Here is a 2,037-nt window from a genome sequence, read left to right on the forward strand (position 1 = left end):
GTTCCGAGCTGTTCCAACGCCTGTGGTGTCCCCAGAAACTACGCCCGTTTTTGAAACTAGGTTGGTTATCGACGTGAAGGTGCCGCCGCTAACGTATCCGTATCCGAAAATAGCCTTACCCACGTATGACACGGCCTGAGTAATCAACATGGATATACCACCAACTATCATTTGACATCCCCAATAAGTTGTGTCGTTGCGCGGGTAGCTGATTCGATGCTGTAGGCTAGTACATCTACCGCTCCGCTCGTTGCAGTCAGTGTCGGAACAATACCGCCAGCGAATTTCCAGAACGTGTTGTACGCTAACGTTCGCGGCGTAGCCCCTTGGGTGATGGTGATAACACCAGACTGCCCTGCTACCGGGTTGCTAGGAAGTGATAAAGTTGTGTTCTCTGTTGTGGTGTGTGAGAAGTTGTTGTTGATGGCAAGGTCAACTGCGATAGCGTTTGAGGTAGATGTGAGTGCTGTTACTGTACCGATCTGCGCACCCGTAAAGGTGTTGGCGGCAAGAACCGGCAGTCTATTCCACACACCGCCATGAGCAAAGAACATCGCCCCATCAGCATGACTGTGAGCTACCGCCCCGTGTGATGTTGACGCGGCTGGAAAAGCCGCTTGATTAGCGTAGTAAAACGGAATCATGCTTCCGACTTGTGGGGCTGTAATCGCACCATCATCAGCAACAGTGACCAAGCTGTTTTGTACTAACTTGCCCGTTGTTGAGTCAAACCTTGTAATGGCATTGTCGGTGCTTGATGCTGGGCCTACGATGTCTCCCGTAGCTGTACCACTCACGTTTACAAAGTTAGTTCCATCAAAAGCTACAATAGCTTGGGTGCCTGCAACCACAGTAACACCTGTGCCCGTTACACCTTTAATGATAATTGACTGTGAGCTAGACGTTTTGTTAATAACAACATATGTCTTAGATTGCGCAGGGACTGTGATGGTTCGTGTTACCGTACCCCCCGCCGTCCAAAGGATAACTGCACGCTGGGCGCTTGTAGCTGTCAAGCCCGTACTGTTGTAGGTCCCTTCGGTAACGGTCAGCGTAACATCCCCATCCGCAGTAATTTCCAGCGTGCCCGCAACTGCGGCATCGATAACCTGAGAGATAGCGTTATTAACAGCGCCCCCCCATTGGCCGGACAGCGTGCCTGTACCCGGAAGAAGAAGTCCTATTAAGTTTGTCTTTGCCATTTAATGCTCCTACTGCGTAGAAATTGATGCCTAACCGAGCGAATTTACGTTATCAATACCGACCAGCCCGGTGTTTGCGAGGTATTGATATTTTGCCAGTTTGCGTCCTGTGTGTCATCTACATTTTCCCACAAGTTTCTTCCACCATTTGTTTCAGTTAATGTCATCGTTTCAGCGCGGGCTATCTGATATGCAGACGCACTATTAAGTACGTCTATAACACCCGCTGTATCAGATATGGCCTCGGTGTAATCCGTCTGGGCTGCAATGGTGTCCGCAACCGCCATCGCCTCGTTGATGGTCAGAAGCAGCGCAACTACCTGCGCTTCGGCTACAGCAATAGACTCAGCAACATCTCCTAAGAACAGCGCCACCGCCGTTGCCACATCTGTAATACCTACTGTATCAGACACCGCTTCGGTGTACCCTATCTGGGCTGCATTTGTGTCTACAACCACTTGGCTATCTAAAATATCCGCCGCGTAGTTCACTGTCGCTGTAACGGTGTCCACAACCGCTTGGCTGTCTGTAATATCCTGTACGCCCGTAGTTGCTGTAGTGGTGTCCGCAACCGCTTGGCTATCCGAAACACCTGCTGTGTAGTCTACTACTGCTGTAGTGGTGTCCGCAACCGCTTGGCTATCCGAAACACCCTGTTCGCCCACAGAGTTGCCTGTATTAGTGTCTGCAACCGCTTGACTGTCCGAAACACCTGCTGTGTAGTCCGTTATTGCTGCAAGGGTGTCTACAACCGCTTGACTGTCCAAAACACCTGCTGCGTATCCCGCTATCACTGCGTTTGCATCCGCAATAGATATTGTCTCAGCTATCGACC

2 protein-coding genes are annotated in these 2,037 nt (G+C 50.7%); both read right to left on the bottom strand.

The genetic code is table 11. The annotated features are described in order from the left end of the window. Positions 1-167: 167 nt before the first annotated feature. Positions 168-1,202 carry a hypothetical protein gene (locus AACZ75_RS15620; protein ID WP_339874139.1) on the bottom strand — a complete coding sequence of 345 codons (1,035 nt, stop codon included), beginning with the start codon at positions 1,200-1,202 and terminating at the stop codon, positions 168-170. 44 nt (positions 1,203-1,246) lie between these two features. Next, positions 1,247-2,037 (bottom strand): hypothetical protein (locus tag AACZ75_RS15625; protein WP_339874140.1); only part of this gene is annotated, 791 nt, incomplete at its 5' end.

Source organism: uncultured Brevundimonas sp., assembly GCF_963975535.1.
Lineage (GTDB): Bacteria > Pseudomonadota > Alphaproteobacteria > Caulobacterales > Caulobacteraceae > Brevundimonas.

Excerpts from the sequence above, each read along its gene's own strand:
- AACZ75_RS15620 (WP_339874139.1), bottom strand. The coding sequence starts at position 1,202 with ATGGCAAAGACAAACTTAATAGGACTTCTTCTTCCGGGTACAGGCACG.